Annotated in this window: 22 protein-coding genes; 16 read left to right on the forward strand and 6 right to left on the reverse strand. The window is 62.1% G+C overall.

Annotation, left to right across the window (positions count from 1 at the left end; translation table 11 throughout):
• Window positions 1-19: 19 nt before the first annotated feature.
• A complete protein-coding gene (gene exaC / locus HX875_RS11515) occupies window positions 20-1,540 on the reverse strand; it encodes an acetaldehyde dehydrogenase ExaC (protein WP_177043289.1) in 1,521 nt (506 codons plus the stop codon).
• A 288-nt stretch (window positions 1,541-1,828) separates the two neighbouring features.
• Here exaC and HX875_RS11520 point away from each other — a divergent pair, with 288 nt between their 5' ends.
• The 4 genes from HX875_RS11520 (at window position 1,829) to HX875_RS11535 (ending at window position 6,047) form a co-directional block, all read left to right on the forward strand.
• Window positions 1,829-3,733, forward strand: a complete 1,905-nt coding sequence (locus HX875_RS11520; RefSeq protein ID WP_177043290.1) for a sigma-54-dependent Fis family transcriptional regulator — start codon at window positions 1,829-1,831, stop codon at window positions 3,731-3,733.
• 61 nt (window positions 3,734-3,794) lie between these two features.
• Window positions 3,795-5,144 carry a UDP-N-acetylmuramate:L-alanyl-gamma-D-glutamyl-meso-diaminopimelate ligase gene (gene mpl, locus HX875_RS11525; RefSeq protein ID WP_177043291.1) on the forward strand — a complete coding sequence of 450 codons (1,350 nt, stop codon included), beginning with the start codon at window positions 3,795-3,797 and terminating at the stop codon, window positions 5,142-5,144.
• Window positions 5,141-5,770, forward strand: a complete 630-nt coding sequence (ubiX, locus tag HX875_RS11530; RefSeq protein ID WP_003219402.1) for a flavin prenyltransferase UbiX — start codon at window positions 5,141-5,143, stop codon at window positions 5,768-5,770. The genes mpl and ubiX overlap by 4 nt, the downstream gene beginning before the upstream one ends.
• Window positions 5,763-6,047 (forward strand): YceK/YidQ family lipoprotein, encoded by a 285-nt coding sequence (locus tag HX875_RS11535; protein WP_177043292.1) that lies wholly within the window; start codon window positions 5,763-5,765, stop codon window positions 6,045-6,047. Before ubiX ends, HX875_RS11535 begins: the two co-directional genes overlap by 8 nt.
• 127 nt (window positions 6,048-6,174) lie before the next feature.
• Here HX875_RS11535 and HX875_RS11540 read toward each other — a convergent pair whose 3' ends face one another.
• From HX875_RS11540 to HX875_RS11550, 3 genes are all read right to left on the reverse strand, one after another.
• Window positions 6,175-6,816, reverse strand: coding sequence for an oxidoreductase (locus HX875_RS11540; RefSeq protein WP_010174756.1), 642 nt, complete (start codon window positions 6,814-6,816; stop codon window positions 6,175-6,177).
• A 28-nt stretch (window positions 6,817-6,844) separates the two neighbouring features.
• A complete protein-coding gene (locus HX875_RS11545) occupies window positions 6,845-8,563 on the reverse strand; it encodes a C13 family peptidase (protein ID WP_177043293.1) in 1,719 nt (572 codons plus the stop codon).
• Between the two features lie 102 nt (window positions 8,564-8,665).
• Window positions 8,666-9,121, reverse strand: a complete 456-nt coding sequence (locus HX875_RS11550; protein ID WP_010174760.1) for a MaoC family dehydratase — start codon at window positions 9,119-9,121, stop codon at window positions 8,666-8,668.
• A 165-nt stretch (window positions 9,122-9,286) separates the two neighbouring features.
• On the opposite strand from HX875_RS11550, the gene HX875_RS11555 reads away from it, so the two are divergent.
• The 4 genes from HX875_RS11555 to HX875_RS11570 all read left to right on the forward strand — a co-directional run bounded on the left by HX875_RS11555 (window position 9,287) and on the right by HX875_RS11570 (window position 11,281).
• Window positions 9,287-9,649 (forward strand): CidA/LrgA family protein, encoded by a 363-nt coding sequence (locus HX875_RS11555; RefSeq protein WP_177043294.1) that lies wholly within the window; start codon window positions 9,287-9,289, stop codon window positions 9,647-9,649.
• Window positions 9,646-10,362: an LrgB family protein gene (locus tag HX875_RS11560; RefSeq protein ID WP_177043295.1), complete on the forward strand. Its 717-nt coding sequence runs from the start codon at window positions 9,646-9,648 to the stop codon at window positions 10,360-10,362. Before HX875_RS11555 ends, HX875_RS11560 begins: the two co-directional genes overlap by 4 nt.
• Before the next feature lie 21 nt (window positions 10,363-10,383).
• On the forward strand, window positions 10,384-10,974 hold the full coding sequence (locus HX875_RS11565) for an LON peptidase substrate-binding domain-containing protein (protein ID WP_177043296.1): 591 nt from the start codon (window positions 10,384-10,386) through the stop codon (window positions 10,972-10,974).
• Window positions 10,975-11,074: 100 nt separating this feature from the next.
• Window positions 11,075-11,281 (forward strand): hypothetical protein, encoded by a 207-nt coding sequence (locus HX875_RS11570; RefSeq protein ID WP_177043297.1) that lies wholly within the window; start codon window positions 11,075-11,077, stop codon window positions 11,279-11,281.
• On the opposite strand, the gene HX875_RS11575 is transcribed toward HX875_RS11570, so the two are convergent.
• Both HX875_RS11575 and HX875_RS11580 read right to left on the reverse strand, forming a co-directional pair.
• Complete coding sequence (locus HX875_RS11575) at window positions 11,278-12,594, reverse strand: bifunctional DedA family/phosphatase PAP2 family protein (protein ID WP_177043298.1); 1,317 nt, start codon at window positions 12,592-12,594, stop codon at window positions 11,278-11,280. The two genes, HX875_RS11570 and HX875_RS11575, sit on opposite strands and share 4 nt — an antisense overlap.
• A 112-nt stretch (window positions 12,595-12,706) precedes the next feature.
• On the reverse strand, window positions 12,707-13,390 hold the full coding sequence (locus HX875_RS11580; RefSeq protein ID WP_177043299.1) for a DNA-3-methyladenine glycosylase: 684 nt from the start codon (window positions 13,388-13,390) through the stop codon (window positions 12,707-12,709).
• A 176-nt stretch (window positions 13,391-13,566) separates the two neighbouring features.
• Here HX875_RS11580 and HX875_RS11585 point away from each other — a divergent pair, with 176 nt between their 5' ends.
• From HX875_RS11585 to HX875_RS11620, 8 genes are all read left to right on the forward strand, one after another.
• Complete coding sequence (locus tag HX875_RS11585) at window positions 13,567-14,832, forward strand: glutamate-5-semialdehyde dehydrogenase (RefSeq protein ID WP_177043300.1); 1,266 nt, start codon at window positions 13,567-13,569, stop codon at window positions 14,830-14,832.
• Window positions 14,832-15,476: a nicotinate-nucleotide adenylyltransferase gene (gene nadD, locus HX875_RS11590; RefSeq protein WP_177043301.1), complete on the forward strand. Its 645-nt coding sequence runs from the start codon at window positions 14,832-14,834 to the stop codon at window positions 15,474-15,476. Before HX875_RS11585 ends, nadD begins: the two co-directional genes overlap by 1 nt.
• A gap of 69 nt (window positions 15,477-15,545) precedes the next feature.
• Window positions 15,546-16,040, forward strand: coding sequence for a ribosome silencing factor (gene rsfS, locus HX875_RS11595; RefSeq protein ID WP_003215432.1), 495 nt, complete (start codon window positions 15,546-15,548; stop codon window positions 16,038-16,040).
• A gap of 9 nt (window positions 16,041-16,049) precedes the next feature.
• Window positions 16,050-16,517, forward strand: coding sequence for a 23S rRNA (pseudouridine(1915)-N(3))-methyltransferase RlmH (gene rlmH, locus HX875_RS11600; protein WP_003185785.1), 468 nt, complete (start codon window positions 16,050-16,052; stop codon window positions 16,515-16,517).
• Window positions 16,518-16,532: 15 nt separating this feature from the next.
• The gene (gene mrdA, locus HX875_RS11605) at window positions 16,533-18,431 is read left to right on the forward strand and encodes a penicillin-binding protein 2 (RefSeq protein WP_010174783.1); all 1,899 of its coding nucleotides are present in this window, start codon (window positions 16,533-16,535) and stop codon (window positions 18,429-18,431) included.
• A 31-nt stretch (window positions 18,432-18,462) separates the two neighbouring features.
• A complete protein-coding gene (gene rodA / locus HX875_RS11610; protein ID WP_050442794.1) occupies window positions 18,463-19,566 on the forward strand; it encodes a rod shape-determining protein RodA in 1,104 nt (367 codons plus the stop codon).
• A 17-nt stretch (window positions 19,567-19,583) separates the two neighbouring features.
• Entirely contained in the window at window positions 19,584-20,597 is a 1,014-nt protein-coding gene (mltB, locus tag HX875_RS11615) for a lytic murein transglycosylase B (RefSeq protein ID WP_177043511.1), read from the forward strand.
• Window positions 20,597-21,595, forward strand: coding sequence for a septal ring lytic transglycosylase RlpA family protein (locus tag HX875_RS11620; RefSeq protein ID WP_177043302.1), 999 nt, complete (start codon window positions 20,597-20,599; stop codon window positions 21,593-21,595). The genes mltB and HX875_RS11620 overlap by 1 nt, the downstream gene beginning before the upstream one ends.
• Window positions 21,596-21,679: the final 84 nt, after the last annotated feature.

Here is a 21,679-nt window from a genome sequence, read left to right on the forward strand (position 1 = left end):
TGTGGGAGCGAGTTGTTAGTTAGAAGAAGCCCAGCGGATTGATGTCGTAGCTCACCAGCAGGTTTTTGGTTTGCTGATAGTGATCAAGCATCATCTTGTGAGTCTCACGGCCTACACCGGACTTCTTGTAACCACCGAACGCGGCATGCGCCGGGTACAGGTGATAGCAGTTGGTCCACACACGCCCGGCCTTGATCGCCCGGCCCATGCGGTACGCGCGGTTGATGTCGCGGGTCCACAGGCCGGCACCCAGGCCGAACTCGGTGTCGTTGGCGATCGCCAGGGCTTCGGCTTCATCCTTGAAGGTAGTGATGCTCACCACCGGGCCAAAGATTTCTTCCTGGAACACCCGCATCTGGTTGGTGCCCTTGAGCAGGGTAGGCTGGATGTAATAGCCGGTGGCCAAATCGCCGGTCAGCTTCTCGACCTTGCCGCCAGTCAGCAGCTCGGCGCCTTCGCCCTTGGCGATTTCGAGGTAGGACAGGATCTTGTCGAACTGCTGCTCGGACGCCTGGGCGCCGACCATGGTGTCGGTGTCCAGCGGGTCGCCGCGTTTGATCGACTCGACCTTCTTCATCACCACTTTCATGAAGTCGTCGTAGATCGACTCTTCCACCAGTGCGCGGGAAGGGCAGGTGCACACTTCGCCCTGGTTGAAGAATGCCAGCACCAGGCCTTCGGCGGCCTTCTCGATGAATTGCGGCTCGGCTTTCATGATGTCGGCGAAGAAGATATTCGGCGACTTGCCGCCCAGCTCAACGGTGGACGGAATGATGTTCTCGGCCGCCGCATGCATGATGTGCGAGCCCACTGGCGTGGAGCCGGTGAAGGCGATCTTGGCGATGCGCTTGCTGGTGGCCAGGGCTTCGCCGGCTTCTTTGCCGTAGCCGTGCACCACGTTCAGCACGCCTGGCGGCAGCAGGTCGCCGATCAGTTCCATCAGCACGTTGATGCCCAGCGGGGTTTGCTCGGCGGGCTTGAGCACCACGCAGTTACCGGCGGCCAGGGCTGGCGCGAGTTTCCAGGCGGCCATCAGCAGCGGGAAGTTCCACGGGATGATCTGGCCGACCACGCCCAGCGGCTCGTGGAAGTGGTAAGCGGCGGTGTGTTCGTTGATTTCGGCGCTGCTGCCTTCCTGGGCGCGGATGCAGCCGGCGAAGTAGCGGAAGTGGTCGGCGGCCAGCGGGATGTCGGCGTTCAGGGTTTCGCGAACAGCCTTGCCGTTGTCCCAGGTTTCGGTGATGGCCAGCAGTTCGAGGTTCTGTTCGATGCGGTCGGCGATTTTCAGCAGCACCAGCGAGCGGTCCTGGGCCGAGGTCTTGCCCCAGGCGTCAGCGGCGGCATGGGCAGCGTCCAGGGCCTTGTCGATATCCTTGGCCGTGGAGCGCGGGAATTCAGCAATGGGTTTGCCGTTGACCGGCGAGGTGTTGGTGAAATAGTTGCCATCGACCGGCGCGACAAACTCACCGCCGATGTAGTTGCCGTACTTGGCCTTGAACGAAACGATAGCGCCTTCAGTACCGGGGTGTGCGTAACGCATGGTGAGTATCTCCTGGCTTTTTGTGTTTATTGGAGGACGCACGGTTGTGCTTGTTAAAGCGTAGAGCAAAGGTTGGGCCAGTGCCTCGCAGTGCCCGTAAATCAAGGGGTTGGAGGTTGTTGAAAACCGTTGCTGTGACACACTTGATACAACCCGAGTGACAGTTTGTGCCACAAACGGTACAGCCTGTGACCGGTGGGTCTGCCCGGGATTGCAATGGTCGGGAGGCTGGAGGATGCTGGGCACTCGCGCGCGGTTTGTAGTTCACGCAGGGAGAATAATAAGAACATGCAAAACGATCATTTCAGTCGCCATGCCCAGCAAGTCTTGACCGTCACCCGTGGCCAGGACCCGCTGCACGGCCCCGGCAGCGATCCGTCCATCGCCCGCTCCTGGCTGCGTTGCCTGGAGGACTATCACCTCGACCCCGCGCTGACCATCGCCCCCACGGTGCTCGAACATGGCCGGCTGCTGGAAAGCCGCGAACGCCTGCAACAAGTGCTGAGCATCGCCGGCAGCGAAATGAACAGCCTGCATCAACAGCTCTCCGGTGCCGGCCATGCGGTGCTGCTCACCGATGCTCGCGGGGTGATCCTCAACTGTGTCACCGCTCCCAGCGAGCGCAAGATTTTCGAGCGCGCCGGGTTGTGGCTGGGCGCGGACTGGAGCGAGGCCTGCGAAGGTACGAACGGCATCGGCACCTGCCTGGTGGAGCGCCAGTCCCTCACCATTCATCGCGATGAACACTTCCGTGGCCGCCATACCGGCCTTACCTGCTCGGCCAGTCCGGTGTTTGATCCCCATGGTGAGCTGCTGGCGGTGCTGGATGTGTCGTCGGCGCGCGAGGCGGTGTCGCGCCAGAGTCAGTTCCACACTATGGCGCTGGTCAATCTTTCGGCGAAGATGATCGAGAGTTGTTACTTCCTGCGGCATTTCGAGAACCACTGGTTGCTGCGCTTTCATTTGCAGGCCGAATCCGTGGGCCTGTTCAGCGAAGGGCTGCTGGCGTTCGATGGCGAAGGGCGCATTTGCGCGGTGAACCAGAGTGCATTGAACCTGCTTGGGCAAATTCGTGGTGGGTTGTTGGGGCAGCCGGTGGAGGCGTTTTTCGATTGCTCCCTGGATGAGTTGCTCGGGCGTGCCAGCGCGAATGCCAGCGCCAGTTGGCCCCTGCGTACCCGCGATGGCCGTGGGTTGTTCGCGGTGTTGCGCGGCCAGCCACGCAGTGTGCCGGCGCCGGTTCCTCAGCCGATGCCCGAGCGGGCGCGGCTGCCGGGCATTTGCCTGGGGGACGCGGCGCTGCAAAACGATTTCCGCAAGGCGTTGCGTGTGTTTGAGCGCGACGTGCCGTTGCTGGTCAATGGCGAAACCGGCTCTGGCAAGGAGGCATTTGCAAAGGCGGTGCACCATGCCAGCCTCAGGGCCGACAAAGCGTTTATTGCACTGAACTGTGCAGCCATCCCGGAAAGCCTGATCGAAAGCGAGCTGTTCGGCTACCGCGGCGGCAGCTTCACCGGCGCCCGCAAGGAGGGCATGCGCGGCAAGCTGCAGCAGGCGGACGGCGGTACGTTGTTCCTGGACGAAATCGGCGATATGCCCTTGGCGTTGCAAACCCGGCTGTTAAGGGTATTGGAAGACCGGCTGGTAGTGCCTATCGGCGGCGAGCCACAGGCGGTGAACGTCAGAATCATCAGCGCCACCCACCGTAATTTGCTGGAGCGGGTACAGGACGGCAGCTTTCGCGAGGACCTGTACTACCGGCTGAACGGTCTGGAAATCGCCCTGCCACCCCTGCGTGAGCGTAGCGACAAGTCGCAGTTACTGGATTTTCTGCTGGCGGAGGAGGCGGGCGATCAGTCGGTGTTGCTTGACAGTCCCGCGCGGCAGGCACTGCTGGCATTTGCCTGGCCGGGCAATGTGCGGCAGTTGCGCACCGTGTTGCGCACGTTGGCGGCGTTGTGTGACGACGGACGTATCGGGCTTGAAGACTTGCCGGCAGTGATTCGCCAGGCGCGCCCGCAGCCCGCGAGGGCGGACGAGCTTTCGGACTCGCCCCTGGACGACGCAGAGCGCCTGGCGCTGCTCAATGCCTTGGAGCAACAGCGCTGGCATATGAGCCACACGGCCGAGCAACTGGGTGTCAGCCGTAACACCCTGTATAGAAAGCTGCGCAAACACGGGATTGCCCGTTAGCTAAAGGGTGCGATTTGTTCCTCCCTACGCTAACCTGCCTCGATGTTTTACGAGGTCGACTATGCACATTCATATTCTCGGTATTTGCGGCACGTTCATGGGCTCAATGGCAGTGTTGGCCAAAGAACTGGGCCATCACGTTACTGGCTCCGACGCCAACGTTTACCCGCCCATGAGCACGCAACTGCAGGCCCAGGGCATTGAGCTGACCCAAGGTTACGACCCGGCGCAATTCGACCCGGTTCCGGACCTGGTGGTGATCGGCAATGCCATGGTGCGCGGCAACCCGGCGGTCGAATATGTACTGAATAAAGGTTTGCCGTACGTGTCTGGCCCGCAATGGCTGGCCGACCATGTGCTGCAAGGCCGCTGGGTGCTGGCGGTTGCCGGTACCCACGGCAAGACCACCACCAGCAGCATGCTGGCTTGGGTGCTGGAGCATGCGGGCATGAGCCCGGGCTTCCTGATCGGCGGTGTGCCACAAAACTTCTCGGTGTCGGCGCGCCTCGGTGACACGCCGTTTTTTGTCATCGAAGCGGATGAGTACGACAGCGCGTTCTTCGACAAACGCTCCAAGTTTGTTCACTACCGCCCGCGCACGGCGATCCTGAACAACCTGGAGTTTGATCACGCCGACATCTTCCCCGATCTGCCAGCTATCGAGCGGCAATTCCACCACTTGGTACGTACCATTCCCAGCGAAGGCCTGGTGATTCACCCGACTACCGAACCGGCCTTGCAGCGGGTGATCGAGATGGGTTGCTGGACCCCGGTACAAACCACGGGCGCGGGCGGGCAATGGCAGGTCAAGCTGCTAAGCGAAGACGGCTCAAAATTTGAAGTCCTGTTCGAAGGCGTCGCCCAAGGCATCGTCGAGTGGGACATGACCGGCCAGCACAACGTCGCCAACGCTCTGGTTACCCTGGCGGCCGCGCGGCACGTCGGCGTGGTGCCGTCCATGGGCATTGCCGCGTTGAGCGCGTTCAAGAGCGTCAAGCGCCGCATGGAAAAAGTCGCTGAAGTGAACGGGATTACCATCTACGACGACTTTGCCCACCACCCGACGGCCATCGCCACCACCCTGGATGGCTTGCGCAAGCGCGTGGGGGATGCCCAGGTGATCGCGATTATCGAACCGCGCTCCAACTCCATGAAGCTGGGCGCCCACCGTGACGGTTTGCCGGAAAGCGTCAACGATGCCGACCAGGTGGTGTGGTATGCACCGGCCAACCTTGGCTGGGACCTGCCCGCCATCGCTGCGCTGTGCACCGTGCCGTCGATTTGCTGCGACTCGCTGGACGGCATCATCGAGCACGTGAAACACCAGGCCAAGCCCGGCACCCAAGTGGTGATCATGAGCAACGGCGGCTTCGGCGGCCTGCACGGCAAGCTGGCCGAGGCCCTGAAGTGAGCGGCCCGGAGCGCGTCACCCTGGCGATGACCGGTGCGTCCGGCGCGCCCTATGGCTTGCGCCTGCTTGACTGTTTGGTGCGCGAAGACCGCGAGGTGCACTTCCTGATCTCCAAGGCGGCGCAACTGGTGCTCGCCACCGAGACCGACGTTGCGTTGCCGCCCAAGGTGCAGATGATGCAGGCCTTCCTTACCGAGTACACCGGTGCGGCGGCGGGGCAGATCAAGGTCTATGGCAAGGAAGACTGGATGTCGCCGGTGGCCTCGGGCTCCGGCGCGCCGGCCGCGATGGTGGTGGTGCCATGTTCCACCGGGACCCTGTCGGCGATTGCCACCGGGGCCTGCAACAACCTGATCGAACGTGCGGCGGACGTGACCTTGAAGGAGCGTCGCCAGTTGATTCTGGTGCCGCGCGAGGCGCCGTATTCGAGTATCCACCTGGAACACATGCTCAAACTGTCGAACATGGGCGTGACTATCTTGCCTGCGTCGCCGGGCTTTTATCACCAGCCGCAAACCATCGATGACCTGGTGGACTTTGTGGTGGCGCGGATTCTCAACCTGCTGAATATCCCTCAGGACATGCTGCCGCGCTGGGGCGAACACCATTTGAGCAGTGATGAATAAATTTCTGATGCTGTTGCTGGCGTTGCATCTGACCGGTTGCGCCACTGCGCGCACGCTGGACGCGGCGCAACCCGGCGCGCCGGTGGTGTATGCCGGGACGCGCCTGGATATGTATGCGATTCAGGGCGGGTGCTGCGCGATGGACCGTTTCGGAGCCGAGGCGCCGAGCTATCCCCATGTCGATCTACCGGCCAGCGCCTTGCTCGACACGCTGCTGTTGCCACTGTCGGTGCTGACGGTGCTGGGGGTTGGATTTAACGCGACGGGCGGGCTTTAGGGGCTGAAAGGGGCGGCTGGCCTCATCGCAGGCAAGCCAGCTCACACATGAGGCTGGGTTCGCCATGACAGCGGTCAGTGTGGGAGCCGGGCTTGCCCGCGATGAGGCCAGCCGGCCCACTGCAAAACTACTTGCCGAGCTTGCGCAACTCATCCGACTCCACAACCCGCACCCCATCCTGCTCTTCCAGCGCCAGCCGCCACATCGCCCGCGCCAGTTCGCACACTTCAATGCCGTGGTACTTGCCCGGAATCAGTCGCGACAATGGGCCAGCCAGTTGCTCGGCCAACCTTGGCTCCAACCGTTCACCCAGCAGCAACGAAGGCCGGACAATGGTCAGTTGTGGCCAACCCTGAGCTTTCAACGCCTGTTCCATCTCACCCTTGACCCGGTTGTAGAAGATCGAGGATTTCGGGTCGGCGCCAATCGCGCTGATCACGATCAGGTGCCGCGCGCCCATTTCCCGAGCACGCTTGGCGAAGGCCACGACCATATCCAGGTCAACGGCGCGGAAGGCTTCTTCGGAGCCAGCCTGTTTGATGGTGGTGCCCAGGCAGCAGAAGGCGATGTCCACCTGGCCGCTCAGTTGCGGCAGGAACACCGCCGGGTCACCCACCGGGTTTTCCAGGTGTGGATGCTCGGCCAGCGGCTTGCGGCTGGGTGCCAGCACGCGGGTCACGGTCGGCTCGTTGAGCAGGCGGTCCAGCAGGTGTTCACCGGTCAGGCCGGAGGCTCCGGCGAGCAAGATATGCTGAGGCGTCAGGTACATGATGTTTCCCCCTTGGTACAGATTCAGCTTAGTTGCTCTTGGCTTCCTTGCTATTCATTGAGACGCTTTCCAGCGCTTTTCGTGCCTGCTGTTTGCGTAATAATTGCCAATGGGCAATGACGCCTTTGGGGGCCCAGATCTGCGGCTCGGAGGCTTCGAAGTTATCCGCCTGCTCGCGTTCGGCCACGTGGGTTTGCGCCAGCTTGAAGGCTTGCTGCAAATCATCGGTCTGGTTGAAGGCCTGGGCGAAGAGGGCGTCGCCGAAGTAGGTGAAGTCGGCCTCTTCGGAGCAGCCGAACGACACGCGGTCGGCGCGTGAGGCGGTCATGATCAGGGTGTGTTCGTCTTTGAGGGCCGGGATGAAACCCCCGGAGTAGCAGGCTGAAATCACCACGATCTTGTCGCGGTTTTTCAGCGGCGCCATTACCGCGGCCAGCTCATCGGCTGGCAGGTCGGCCAGTTCCATGCGCGGCTGGTCGAGCACCAGTTCGTGTTCGTGGGTGCCATGGCTGGTCAGGTAGATGAACACCAGGTCTTGCGGGCCGCTGCGTTCGGCGAGGGTCTGGACCGCACGGCGAAGGCTTTCGCGGGTGGCCATGGGGCGGTCGGCGATATGGTCGCGGTGGTTGACCAGGCGGATCTGGCCATAGGCTCCGAATCGTGTGGCGAGCATGTTGCTGACGTAGTCGGCTTCACGCAGGAATACGCTTTGTTTGCCGTCGCCGGCCACCACCAGGGTGTACAGCTCCACCCCTGATTTGGAGGCGGGCACCGCGGCGAGGGCCTCATCCAGCAGGCGGCCCTGGGCAAACAGGCCGATCTCCAGCGGGTCAGGCAACAATTTGCCATCGGCGTCGCGCACCCGCATGCCGTTGACCCAGGTGCCGGCCTGCACCGTGCCGTCGGTCAGCACCAGGGTGCCGCGCCCTTGATAACTGTCGCTGTCGAAGCCGCCAATATAGAAGCTGCCGTCGGTGAGGTTCAGGCGGCCCTGGCCGGTGAAGCGCCAGTCGACGAATTGGCCCACGTAATGGCTGCCGTCCACGCCAATCAGTTCGCCCTTGCCGCTGAGGGCGCCTTCCTTGAACTCGCCGATCCACACGTCGCCGTCGGCGTTTTCATAGCGGCCCTTGCCGTTGAGCTGGTTCTGCTTGAAGTGGCCGATGTACATGTCGCCGTCGGCGCTGTTGAAGGTGCCGTTGCCCTCCAGTTGGCCATCGACGAAGTGGCCGCTGAACTGGTTACCGCTGTCGTCGTTGCGCTGGCCTTCGCCGTTGGGTTTGCCGTGGGCGAACTGGCCCTGGTACTGGCTGCCGTCGGCCAGTTCGAGGCGGCCGAGGCCGGAATACTGGTCGTCCTTGAATTCGCCGCGATAGGTCATCTGCCCTTCTTTGAGGGTGCCTTCGCCGTTGCGCTTGCCTTGCTTGAAACCGCCGACGTAGCTGTTGCCCGCCGTGGTCAGGCTGCCTTGGCCGTCGAACAGGCCTTGCTGGAACTGGCCTTTATAGACTTCGCCGTTGCTGCCATGCCATTCGCCCTGGCCGTGCCACTGGCCTTTGTCGAACTGACCGGCGTACCAGCTGCCGTTGGGGTAATCCACCCGGCCCTGGCCTTGCAGCAAGCCATTGACCACATCGCCCCGGTAACGACCGCCATCGGGCAGCCGCGCATCGGGCGGCAACAGCGATTCGCCGTCGCCGCACGCGGTGAGCAAAAGGACAAGAGCAAGGGGAGCGAGTGGGCGCATAGCGGGATCCGGATAATTGAGCGCCGAGTATGCCGCAGCTGCGAGATCTATACATAAATTTACATGAAATGTGGTGAGCAGACGGGCTCACCACGGCCCGGCTCAGACGAAGCAGAGTGACAACGACTCCGCAATGTACGCCGGTTTTTCCTGGCCATCGATTTCCAGGGTGCAAGTGGCTTTAAGCAGCCATTGCCCGGGCTTTTTCTCGGTGGCGTCGGTCAGGGTCACGGCCAGGCGCACCCTGGAATCCACCTTCACCGGCTGGATGAAACGCACGCTGTCCAGGCCATAGTTGACCGCCATCTTCAGGCCCTCGGGCATGATCAGGATGTCTTCGATCAGCTTGGGTATCAGCGACAGCGACAGGAAACCGTGGGCGATGGTACCGCCGAACGGGGTCTGGGCGGCCTTCACCGGGTCGACGTGGATGAACTGAAAATCGCCGGTGGCCTCTGCGAACAGGTTGATGCGCTCCTGGTCGATGGTGAGCCATGCGGAACGTCCCAGTTCCTTGCCGACATAATCCTTGAGTTGCGCTACGGGTACTGAGGGCATTGCGACTCTCCTTAGTTCGTCATTTTGTATTTTTGGACAGGTCCAGAGAACCAATGTAGATCATCATGGGCACTTGGCCCGGTCAACCCACCATGCTTTTGGCGAATGCCGTTCCATAGAGGCGGCGTGCTTATAATGCCGACACGCTTTTGGGGAGAAGAACGGATGCTGTTACGCGGTCTGACATGGCTGGTGCTGTTTCAATTGCTCGGCACGGCCATCAATCATTTGTTTGTCCCGGTGTTGCCGGGGCCGATCATTGGCCTGTTGCTGATGCTGGCATACCTGGTTTGGCGCGGCGAAGTCGGTGAGCCCCTGAGCCTGGCGGCCAGCAGCCTGCTGCGTTACCTGCCGTTGCTGCTGGTGCCGCCGGCGGTGGGGGTGATGGTGTATGCCAAGGACATCGCTGCCGACTTCTGGGCCATCGTCGGCGCGTTGGTGTTGTCGCTGGTGGTGGCCATGGGCTTTGTCGGTGTGCTGATGCAAAAGCTGGTCAAGCGTCAGGCGCAGCGGGAGGAGGGCCAATGACCGTGGATTGGCAGGGCGCCTGGGCTGCGGTGATTCATCATCCCCTGTTCGGCATCGGCATCACCCTCGGCGCCTATCAACTGGTGCTGGCCGGTTTCGAGAAAACCCGCTGGATCTTCCTGCAACCGGTGCTGGTGTCGATGCTGCTGGTGATCGGCGTGCTGCTCGGTTGTGGCCTGACCTACGTCGAGTACCGCAAGAGCACCGAGATCATGAGCATCCTGCTGGGGCCGGCGACGGTAGCCCTGGCGGTGCCGCTTTACCTGAATCTGCGACGGATTCGCCAATTGTTCTGGCCGATTTTTACTACGCTGGTGATAGGTGGCGTATTGGCCACCGGCTTGTGCGTGCTGTTGGGCTGGTGGTTTGGCGCGGAACACATGATGCTGATGACCATGGCGCCCAAGTCTGTAACCTCGCCGATCGCGATGCTGGTGGCTGAGCAGATCGGTGGCGTGGCCGCCTTGGCGGCGGTGTTTGTGCTGATCACCGGGGTGATCGGCGCGATGATCGGGCCGGCGTATTTGTCGCGCCTGGGCGTACACAGCCCCGAGGCGCGGGGCATGGCCCTGGGCATGACCGCCCACGCCGTGGGTACGTCGGTGGCCTTGCAGGAAAGCGAAGAGACCGGCGCCTTTGCCGCGCTGGCCATGAGTCTGATGGGCGTGGCCACGGCGGTGTTCCTGCCGTTGGCCGTGTCGCTGGTTATTTAAGTCGGGTTTAAGGAAACCTTTATGAGTCTGGCGCTTTTCCCGCTCAATACCGTGCTGTTTCCCGGGTGCACCCTCGACCTGCAACTGTTCGAGGCGCGCTACCTGGACATGATCAGCCGCTGCATGAAAAAGGGCGAAAGCTTTGGCGTGGTGTGCATTCTCGACGGCAAGGAGGTCGGGCTGGCACCGGATGGTTATGCGTTGATTGGCTGCGAAGCGCTGATCCGTGACTTCAAGCAGCAGGACAATGGACTGCTGGGGATTCGGGTCGAGGGTGGCCGGCGTTTTCGCGTGCGTGACACCGGTGTGCAGAAGGACCAACTGTTGGTGGCCGAAGTGCAATGGCTTGACGAACACCCGGAGCAGCCCTTGGAAGAAGAAGACGCCGACTTGCTGGCGTTGCTCCACGCCCTGGCCGAGCACCCGATGGTGGCGTCCCTGGACATGGGCACCCACGCCGATGGCCAGCAAGCCTTGGGCAACCAACTGGCGTACCTGCTGCCCTTCACCGAAGCCGACAAGATCGACCTGTTGCAGCTCGATGACCCGCAGCAACGGCTGGATGCGATTCAGCTATTGCTGGATGAGCTGCAGGGCGAGCTGTTCACCTGATCAGAGAGTTTTCCGCTGCGATCTTCAGATTTTTCGTCGTTGTCCTGATCCCGTTGCCTGAAATAGTTGGCAATCACGTAACGATGATCAGGGGAAAAGGATGATTCGGCTTTCGCAGGCAGAGCAGGTGGTATGGGATGCGTTTTTTATGGCCATCACCACGCAAATACTTCATTTGAACGACAGTCGCGGCGCGGAGTACATCGCCGAACGCGCCGCGGATATTGCTGACGAAATGCTTCTGGAGCGGCGCGAACGCAGTGTGGAACGCCGCGCTGCCCCATCGGATTGGCTGGGCCCTGCTTAGTAGGCATACCTGAGAAGCGCGTGGGACGTGCCGGTAAACGCAATGAAGCCGAGCACCGCCCCACATACCGGCAATATCAACCACCAGACTTTCGGCGGCATCGGCGGCAACAGGCTGCGGTGCTGGCTGAAGTGCAGGCTGAAGGCGCATACCGTCATCGCCAGCAGGGTGCCCGCGAGGATGTCCGTGGGCCAGTGGGCGCCCAGGTACACCCGGGACACGGCGATGGTGGCGGCGGGGATGCAACCGAGCACCAGCCAGGTCAGGCGCAGGCGGGTAGGTTGACCGCGACCGGCCAGCACCGCCAACGCCAGGAAGAACGCAAACGAACCGGACGCATGGCCACTGGGCATGCTGAAGCTGGTGAGCGGGTCGGTCAGCACTTCGGGGCGCATCCGCGCAAAAAACAGCTTGGTGCCGGTATTGATCAGCGCGGCGCCCAGCAGGGTGGCGCCGACAAAGATTGCCTGGCGCCATTGCCGCGCCACTACCAGCAGGCCCGTCAGCACCGCGCTGGCGACGAACATCTTCTTGAACTCACCGAGCTGGGTCACCATCACCATCGCCCGGTCGATCGCCGGGCCGCGGTGTTCCTGCACCAGGGCCATCAGCCCCTGGTCAAAGTCGTTCAGGTAGGGATAGCCGATAAACAGCGCAATCAACAGTGTGCCGCCGATACAACCCATCCACAGGGTGGCGCGCCGGTGACCGCGCAGGCTGCTGTTGAGGCTCACGCCGATCAGCACCGCAAGGCACGCGACGACAATCCCGGCCTCCGGCCAGAACCCTTCGGGCAACGGCAGGCGGAAGGCCGCGCCGGTGGCCCAGCCCGGCAGCAGATACGCCACCGACCAGCCCGCGCCGGCCAACAGGCTCACGGCGGCAAAACGCGGGAAGGGCATGTCGCACATGCCGGCGACCATCGGCAGCATTGGCCGCAGCGGGCCAATGAAGCGTCCTACCAGCAGGCTGGCGATGCCGTACTTCTGGAAGTAAGTCTCGGCGCCGCTCATCCATTCAGGGTGATGCCGCAGGCCAGGAAGGCGCCGGATGTTCTGGTGGAAATGGCGACCAAGGAAGTAGGAAACAACATCGCCCAGTAGGCCGCCAAGGAAGCCCAGCAACAGGGTTTCCCCCAGGGACAACGCGCCGCTGCCGGCCAGTGCGGCGATGGCAAACAGCAACACCGTGCCAGGTACGATCAGGCCGGCAATAGCCAGGCACTCCACGCACGCCACGATAAACACCGCCACGGCCAGCCATTGCGGGTTCAGGGTCAGCCAGCCGGTAATGCCATCGAGCCATGGGCCCATAAAAACAACTCCTTTTTGTAGATCGTCCTTGTAGGGGGCCGGCTTGCCGGCGATGGCGTCCTTGAGTCCGCTATCGCCGGCAAGCCGGGCTCCTACAGGTTTATGTAGGTTTTCAAATCAAAAAATAGTCGCGGCCTTCGACCTGGCCCCGGCGCAGCGGGTTCCGTGTGCAATACGGCGCATAGCCGGCATCGACGAAGCGGTACATCAGGTGTTCATCGCGACCGCCGGGAATGCCCAGGCGGGTGGTCTGGATAACCTGGCCGGGCGCCAGGCCTACGTCTTCGACGTACAGCAACTCTTGATCAAAGCGCTTGGCGTCCCACATCGGCACCTTCAAACCCAGGGCCTTGCACAGCAAGGTCTGGCCGGCACACAGCTTTTGCGAGGCGCGTGGCCTGCCGCTGGCGTCCGGGTTGTTCAACAGCATCTGCGCCAGGCTGGCCGGGCCGGACACTTCATCGACCCATGGATAGGCCGATTTGATCAGCACCGCATTTCCCGGGCCGTGAGCGCTGAAGTTCAGCGAGTCACCGCCGCGGGCGTAGTACATATAGATGTGGCCGCCGTCCAGAAACAAAGCCTTACGCTTTTCTGTGTAGCCCAGCGACGCGTGGCTGCCCTTTTCGGCGAGGTAATAGGCTTCGGTTTCAATAATTCGCGCTGACAGCCACAAATCGCCGACGCGATGGCGAATGATTTTTCCGAGCAATTCCCGCGCGAGTAATTGCGCGTCACGGTCGAAAAAGCCGTCGGGCAGGGCGTTGGCGGGGATCAGCGGAGCAAAACTGGACATGGCGATCAAAGGTGACAGGGCTAAATGTGACAGGATGATAACAACTCCAGCCTTAATTCCCGCTGAACGTCAGGTTTTTACAGTTCATTTCGACCATCCGCCCCTCACCGCTGTCCGTAGGACGGCGTCACAGCTATAATCTGCCGCTTTCCTCTTTGCCAAGACCCCACCAGACCATGACTGAGTCCGTTCTTGACTACATGACCCGCCTGGGTCGCGCTGCCCGTCAGGCCTCGCGGTTGATCGCCCGTGCGAGCACCGCGCAGAAGAACCGCGCCTTGCTGGCGGCCGCCGACGCTCTGGATGCTTCGCGCTCCGAGCTCAGCGCGGCCAACGAACAGGATTTGGCCAACGGCCGGGCCAATGGTCTGGAGCCGGCGTTGCTGGATCGCCTGGCGCTGACGCCGGCCCGTATCGACGACATGATCGAAGGTTTGCGTCAGGTGGCCAAGCTGCCTGACCCCATCGGTGAAATCCGCGATATGCGCTACCTGCCGTCGGGCATTCAAGTCGGCAAGATGCGCGTGCCCCTGGGCGTGATCGGCATCATCTATGAGTCGCGTCCAAACGTGACCATCGACGCCGCGAGCCTGTGCCTCAAGTCCGGCAACGCTACCATCCTGCGGGGCGGTTCCGAGGCGATCAATTCCAACCGCGCCATTGCCGCGTGCATTCAGCAGGGCCTGGCCGTGGCCGAACTGCCGGCCGAAGTGGTGCAAGTGGTGGAAACCACCGACCGCGCCGCCGTTGGCGCGCTGATCACCATGCCGGAGTTCGTCGACGTGATCGTGCCGCGCGGCGGCAAGAGCCTGATCGAGCGCGTGAGCCGCGATGCCAAGGTGCCAGTTATCAAGCACCTGGATGGCGTCTGCCACGTGTTCATCGACGTCGCCGCTGACCTCGACAAGGCGATCCGCATTGCCGACAACGCCAAGACTCATCGCTACGCCCCGTGCAACACCATGGAAACCCTGCTGGTGCACGCCGGCATTGCCGAGCGCGTGCTGCCGCCGCTGGCTGCCATCTACCGCGACAAGGGCGTCGAGCTGCGCGGTTGCGAACGTACCCGGGCGATCCTCGGCAGCGACGTGATCGAAGCCACCGAGCAGGATTGGTACACCGAGTACACGGCGCCGATCCTGTCGATCCGCATTGTCGACGACCTGGACCAGGCCATCGACCACATCAATAAATACGGCTCCAGGCACACCGACGCCATTGTCACCGAGCATTTCAGCGATGCCCGGCGTTTCCTCAACGAAGTGGATTCCGCTTCGGTAATGGTCAACGCCTCGACGCGCTTTGCCGACGGCTTCGAATATGGCCTGGGGGCGGAGATCGGTATCTCCACCGACAAGCTCCACGCACGCGGCCCGGTTGGCCTGGAAGGGCTGACCAGCGAGAAGTACGTGGTCTTCGGTGACGGTCATGTGCGCACTTGATGGGTAAACGCATCGGGCTGCTCGGCGGTACCTTCGACCCCGTGCACATCGGCCATTTGCGCAGCGCCCTGGAAGTCGCGGACGCCCTCGGGCTGGATGAGCTGCGCCTGGTGCCGAATGCCCGGCCGCCCCATCGCGACACGCCGCAGGTGTCTGCGCAGCAGCGCCTGGAGATGGTCCGTCTCGCTGTGGACGGCATTGCACCGCTGGTGGTGGACGACCGCGAACTCAAACGCGACAAACCGTCCTACACTGTCGACACCCTGGAACTGATGCGGGCCGAGTTGGCCGCGGATGACCAGTTATTTCTACTTTTGGGCTGGGACGCGTTTTGCGGCCTGCCCACTTGGCACCGCTGGGAAGAGTTGCTCCAGCATTGCCACATCCTGGTGCTGCAACGCCCGGATGCCGACGCAGAATCGCCGGATGCCTTGCGCAACCTGCTGGCAGCGCGGTCGGTAAGTGACCCTTTGGCCCTGACCGGGCCGAGCGGGAATATTGCATTCGTCTGGCAAACCCCGCTTGCGGTGTCTGCCACCCAGATCCGTCAACTGCTGGCCAGCGGGAAGTCGGTACGTTTCCTGGTGCCTGACGCGGTCCTGGCCTACATCGATGCGCACGGGCTTTACCGTGCGTCGAACTGAAAAGGCGCGCTTGAACGCACGAACAGTCGTGCAGCGAGCGCCCGAACATACGAGCAAAACGAGTTTTATATGACGAACAAAGACGTAAGCAAAGTTAAGCGCAAAGGCACGTTCAAGAGCGCTCCTCTGCCAGTAGAAGCCCACACCGGCCCTGAGCTGGCTGGCGAAGAGCTGGTCAAGGTTGCCGTGGCTGCCCTGGAAGACGTGAAGGCCCAGGACATCCAGGTCCTGGACGTGCGCGACAAGCAGAGCATCACCGACTTCATGATCATCGCCACCGGTACCTCCAACCGCCAGATCGGCGCGATGCTGGACAAGGTTCGCGAAGCGGTCAAAGCCCAGGGCGTCAAGCCATTGGGTGAAGAAGGCAAGGGCGACAGCGACTGGGTTCTGTTGGACATGGACGACGTGATCGTTCACATGATGACCAGCAACGCCCGTCAGTTCTACGACCTGGAGCGTCTGTGGAAAGGCGCCGAGCAGAGCCGTGCCGCTGATGGCAAGCACCACAGCCCTGAAGTTGGCCACGCGCACTTCGACAAGCTCAATAAAGACCAGGAATAAGGAACGGCTGTGCGCCTGCGTCTGATCGCTGTCGGTTCACGCATGCCCAAGTGGGTGGAAGAAGGCTGGCATGAATATGCCAAGCGCCTGCCATCCGAATTGGCGCTTGAATTGGTGGAAATACCGCTCAACACCCGGGGCAAGAATGCCGACGTGGCGCGCTTTATCCGTCAGGAAGGCGAAGCCATGTTGGCCAAGGTCGGGCCCAACGAGCGGATCGTGACCCTCGAAGTGCACGGCAAGCCCTGGAGCACCGAGCAGTTGGCGGTGGAACTGGATCGCTGGCGCCTGGATTCGCGCACGGTCAACTTCATGGTCGGCGGCCCCGAAGGGCTGGCGCCGGAAGTGTGCGCGCGGGCGGACCAGCGCTGGTCGCTGTCGCCCCTGACACTGCCGCACCCGTTGGTAAGAATCCTGATCGGTGAACAGCTGTATCGCGCCTGGACAGTTCTGTCCGGGCACCCTTACCACAAATAATCTGCGCCCTGCCTGATGACCCAGCCGATCCGCATCAAGGACCACGAGAAAGACGCACGTCTTGTACGCGCGCGGGTGGTGTTCGGCGCGATTTTGGTGGTGGTACTGCTGGGCGTGTTGATTGCCCGCCTGTATTTCCTGCAAGTGATCCAGTACGACTATCACTCCACGCTGTCGGAAAACAACCGGGTGCACGTGCAGCCGATTCCGCCGACCCGTGGGCTGATTTTCGACCGCAATGGCGTGGTGGTAGCGGATAACCGGCCCAGCTTCAGCCTGAGCATGACCCGTGAACGTTCCGGCGACTGGCAGCAAATCCTCGATGTAATCGTCGAAGTGCTGCAACTGACGCCGGAAGACCGGGTGATCTTCGAAAAACGCATGAAGCAGGGTCGCCGGCCATTCGAGCCGGTGCCGATCCTGTTCGAGCTGACCGAAGAGCAGATCGCCCGGATCGCGGTGAACCAGTTCCGGCTGCCGGGTGTGGAAGTGGTGGCGCAGCTGGTGCGTCACTACCCGCAAGGGGCGCACTTCGCGCATTCGGTGGGCTACATGGGCCGGATCAACGAGAAAGAGCTGAAGACCCTCGACCCGGTCAACTACAGCGGCACCCACCATATCGGCAAGACCGGCATCGAGCGTTTCTACGAGCCGGAACTGCACGGGCAGGTGGGTTACGAGGAAGTCGAGACCAACGCCCGTGGCCGTGTATTGCGGGTGCTCAAGCGCACCGACCCGGTGCCCGGCAAGGACATCGTGCTGAGCCTGGACATCAAGTTGCAGGAAGCGGCGGAGATGGCCCTGGGCGGTCGCCGGGGTGCCGTGGTAGCGCTGGACCCAAGCACTGGCGAAGTGCTGGCGATGGTCAGCCAGCCAAGTTTTGACCCGAACCTGTTTGTCACCGGGATCAGCTTCAAGGCCTATGCCGAGTTGCGTGATTCCATTGACCGGCCGTTGTTCAACCGCGTGCTGCGCGGCCTGTATCCGCCGGGCTCGACCATCAAGCCAGCGGTGGCGATTGCCGGCCTGGATTCCGGTGTGGTCACGGCGTCGAGCCGCGTGTTTGACCCCGGTTACTACATGCTGCCCAACTACGATCACAAATACCGTAACTGGAACCGCACCGGCGACGGCTATGTGGACCTGGACACGGCGATCATGCGTTCCAATGACACCTACTTCTATGACCTGGCCCACAAGCTGGGGATTGATCGGCTGTCGGCCTACATGGGCAAGTTCGGCCTCGGTCAGAAAGTCTCCCTGGACATGTTCGAAGAATCTCCGGGCCTGATGCCTTCCCGTGAATGGAAGCGTGCGACCCGCCGCCAGGCCTGGTTCCCGGGCGAAACCCTGATCCTGGGGATCGGCCAGGGTTATATGCAGGCCACGCCGCTGCAACTGGCCCAGGCCACTGCGCTGGTGGCCAACAAAGGTGTGTGGAACCGTCCGCATCTGGCCAAGACCATCGAGGGCGAACGCCCGCTGGATGAAAACCCGATTCCCGACATTGTGCTGCGCGACCCGTCCGACTGGACCAAGGTTAACCACGGCATGCAGCAAGTGATGCACGGCGCCCGGGGTACAGCGCGTAAAGCGGCAGTGGGCGCGCAGTACCGGATTGCCGGCAAGAGCGGTACGGCCCAGGTGGTCGCGATCAAGCAGGGCGAGAAATACGACCGCTCCAAAGTTCAGGAACGTCACCGTGACCACGCCTTGTTCGTAGGCTTTGCCCCGGCCGACAACCCGAAAATCGTCGTGGCGGTGATGGTCGAGAACGGCGAGTCCGGCTCCGGCGTGGCCGCGCCCGTGGTGCGCCAGGTGATGGACGCCTGGCTGTTGGCCGACGACGGCAGGCTCAAGCCCGAATATGGCGGCCCCCCTTCAAGCACCGAGGTTACGGCCAGTGAAGAGTAATTTTGATCGCATCCTTTCCAGTGAGGATGTGATGCGCCGACGCGCCACCTTGCTGCAGCGTATGCACATTGATGGGCCGTTGCTGATCCTGCTGCTGACCCTGGCGGCGGGCAGCCTGTTCGTCCTGTATTCGGCCAGTGGCAAGAACTGGGACCTGCTGATCAAGCAGGCGTCCTCGTTTGGCCTGGGCCTGTTGTCGATGGTGGTGATTGCCCAGCTGGAGCCGCGCTTCATGGCGCGATGGGTGCCGCTGGGTTACGTCGCCGGCGTGTTGCTGCTGGTGGTCGTGGACGTGATGGGCCACAACGCCATGGGCGCCACTCGCTGGATCAACATCCCGGGGGTGATTCGCTTCCAGCCGTCGGAATTCATGAAGATTTTGATGCCGGCGACCATCGCCTGGTACCTGTCAAAACGCACACTGCCGCCCCAGCTCAAGCACGTGGGCATCAGCCTGATATTGATTGGCGTGCCGTTTATCCTGATCGTGCGCCAGCCCGACCTCGGTACCTCGCTGCTGATCCTCGCGGGCGGCGCGTTCGTGCTGTTCATGGGCGGCCTGCGCTGGCGCTGGATCCTCAGCGTGCTGGCTGCAGCGGTGCCGGTGGCCGTGGCCATGTGGTTCTTTTTCATGCACGACTATCAGAAGCAGCGAATCCTCACGTTCCTCGACCCCGAGAGCGACCCGCTGGGCACCGGCTGGAACATCATCCAGTCGAAGGCGGCCATCGGTTCCGGCGGCGTATTCGGCAAGGGCTGGCTGCTGGGCACCCAGTCGCACCTGGACTTTTTGCCGGAAAGCCACACCGACTTTATTATCGCGGTGATGGGCGAGGAGTTCGGCCTGGTAGGCATCTGCGCACTGTTGCTGATTTACTTGCTGCTGATCGGTCGCGGCCTGGTGATTACTGCCCAGGCGCAGACGCTGTTCGGCAAATTGCTTGCCGGCAGCCTAACAATGACGTTTTTTGTTTACGTTTTCGTCAACATCGGTATGGTCAGTGGCCTGTTGCCGGTGGTTGGGGTGCCGTTGCCGTTCATTAGCTACGGCGGAACTTCGCTGGTGACATTGCTGTCAGCGTTTGGGGTTTTGATGTCGATCCATACCCATCGTAAGTGGATCGCACAGGTTTGAATAAGGTGAAGATGTCAATGCAAGTAATGCGCGGCTGGGCTGCTCGGCACGTGTCCTGGATGGGCCTGCTGGGCCTGCTGGGAGCCGCTGTGCAGGAAGCGCAGGCCGGCGACTACGACGGTTCGCCCCAGGTTGCCGAGTTCGTCGGTGAGATGACCCGTGACTATGGTTTCGCCGGTGAACAGCTGATGGGCGTGTTCCGCGAGGCCCAGCGCAAGCAGGCGATCCTCGACGCCATTTCCCGGCCCGCCGAACGCGTGAAGCAGTGGAAGGAATATCGCCCGATGTTCCTGACCGACGCCCGCGTGGCGCGTGGCGTGGACTTCTGGCGCCAGCACGAGGCCGTGCTGGCCCGCGCCGAGCAGGAGTACGGCGTACCGGCCCAGGTGATTGTGGCAATCATCGGCATCGAAACTTTCTACGGCCGCAACACCGGCAGCTACCGGGTGATCGACGCCTTGTCGACCCTGGGCTTCGATTACCCGCCGCGCGCCGAATTTTTCCGCAAGGAACTGCGCGAGTTCCTGTTGTTGGCCCGTGAAGAACAGGTCGACCCGTTGACCCTCAAGGGCTCCTACGCCGGGGCCATGGGCCTGCCGCAGTTCATGCCGAGCAGCTTTCGCGCGTATGCCGTGGATTTTGACGGCGACGGCCATATCAATATCTGGAGCAACCCCGATGATGCCATCGGCAGCGTTGCCAGCTATTTCAAGCGTCACGGCTGGGTAGGCGGCGAGCCGGTGGTGATTCGTGCCGAGGTGACCGGTGACCGCGCCGATGAAGGCCTGACCCAGGGTATCGAGCCCGTCAAGACGGTCGGGGAGTTGCGGGCGCTGGGCTGGTCGAGTCAGAATGCGCCACGCGATGATATGCCGGTGACGGCGTTCCGCCTTGAAGGCGAGAACGGCCCGGAATACTGGATGGGCCTGAAGAATTTTTACGCAATCACGCGTTATAACCGCAGTGTGATGTACGCCATGGCCGTGCATCAGCTGTCAGACATGCTGGTCCAAGCACGGGGCAACAAGTAATGCGGGCATCGCCGTTCAATAAACCGCTCAAGCTGGTGGCGTTCGCCGCGTTGTCCTTGCTGGTTGTCAGTTGCTCCACCAGTCGCGGTCCGGCACAAAAGTCTGGCGGTACGGCGATCCGTTCCCAGCCGGGCCTGGACATCAACCGCGCCCACAAAGACGGCGCGCCGTGGTGGGACGTGGATGTTTCGAAAATCCCGGATGCCACGCCGACCCTGCACACCGGTCCTTACAAGGCCAACCCCTATACCGTGCTGGGCAAAAACTACTTCCCGCTGCAAGACTCCAAAACCTACGTGCAAACGGGCACGGCGTCCTGGTACGGCACCAAGTTCCATGGCCAGAACACCGCCAACGGCGAAGTGTATGACCTGTACGGCATGAGCGCAGCCCACAAGACCCTGCCGTTGCCCAGCTACGTTCGCGTGACCAACCTGGACAACAACCGCACGGTAATCCTGCGGGTCAACGACCGCGGGCCATTCTATTCGGACCGGATCATCGACCTGTCCTACGCGGCCGCCAAGAAACTCGGTTATGCCGAGACCGGCACCGCGCGCGTGAAGGTAGAAGGGATCGACCCGGCGCAGTACTGGGCCCAGCGTGGCAAGCCGGCACCGTTGATGCTCAACGAGCCGCAAACCCCGCAACCGCAAGTCACCGCGTCGGCCGGCAAGATCGAGCAGTGGACACCGCCACCGGCGCAGCACGCCCCGGACACGGTCGTCGTACCCCATGCAGCGCCTGGGGCTTCGACAGTGGGCGGGCAGTACCTGCAAGTCGGCGCTTTCGCCAACCCGGATGCAGCAGAGCTGTTAAGGTCCAAGCTCAGCGGGATGGTCAGCGCGCCGGTATTTATCAGCTCTATTGTGCGTAACCAGCAGACCCTGCACCGTGTGCGGATGGGCCCGATCGGCTCGCCGAGCGAAGTTGCGCAAGTGCAGAACAGCGTGCGCCTGGCCAACCTGGGGCAACCCAGCGTGGTCACCGCCGAATAAGCAAGACAAAGGATTGATGGTTCAGGCTCGCATGCGGGTTTGAGCCCTGGTTGTTGGCTCGTTGAACAATAAAAACCCAGGGGC

The organism is Pseudomonas yamanorum (assembly GCF_013386765.1).
Taxonomy (GTDB): domain Bacteria; phylum Pseudomonadota; class Gammaproteobacteria; order Pseudomonadales; family Pseudomonadaceae; genus Aquipseudomonas; species Aquipseudomonas yamanorum_A.